A 335-nucleotide genomic window follows, 5' to 3' on the forward strand; every position below is an offset into this window, starting at 1 on the left:
ACGTTGTCGGCGGCGATGGCCAACCGATCGCCGTAGAGGCGGCCGCTGTTGGTCACAACGCCGGCCTGGACGCTCACGTCGACGCCATCGATCAGGCCGGCGTTGGAGAGGTCGCCCGCCGTGCGCAGGACGACGTCCTGCTGGCCGACGATCTGGGCGCCTGCGCCGTTCTCGATGCCCGAGGCTTGAACGCTCAGGCCCGCGTTGCTTTGCAGGCTGCCCTTGTTGACCAGGCGCCCGTCGGCCAGCAGCACCAGATCAGCCTGGGCCGAGAGCACGCCCTGGTTGTTCACCCCCAGGCCCTTCTCCGTGCCGACAAGGAAGATGTGGTTGGC

General features: G+C 68.4%; 1 protein-coding gene. It reads right to left on the reverse strand.

What is annotated here, in order from left to right; genetic code table 11:
* A partial coding sequence (locus tag BN948_RS25415) for a hypothetical protein (protein ID WP_035624962.1) occupies positions 1–335 on the reverse strand: 335 nt, incomplete at both ends.

The sequence above is a fragment of the Hydrogenophaga intermedia genome, assembly GCF_000723405.1.
GTDB lineage: Bacteria > Pseudomonadota > Gammaproteobacteria > Burkholderiales > Burkholderiaceae_C > Hydrogenophaga > Hydrogenophaga intermedia.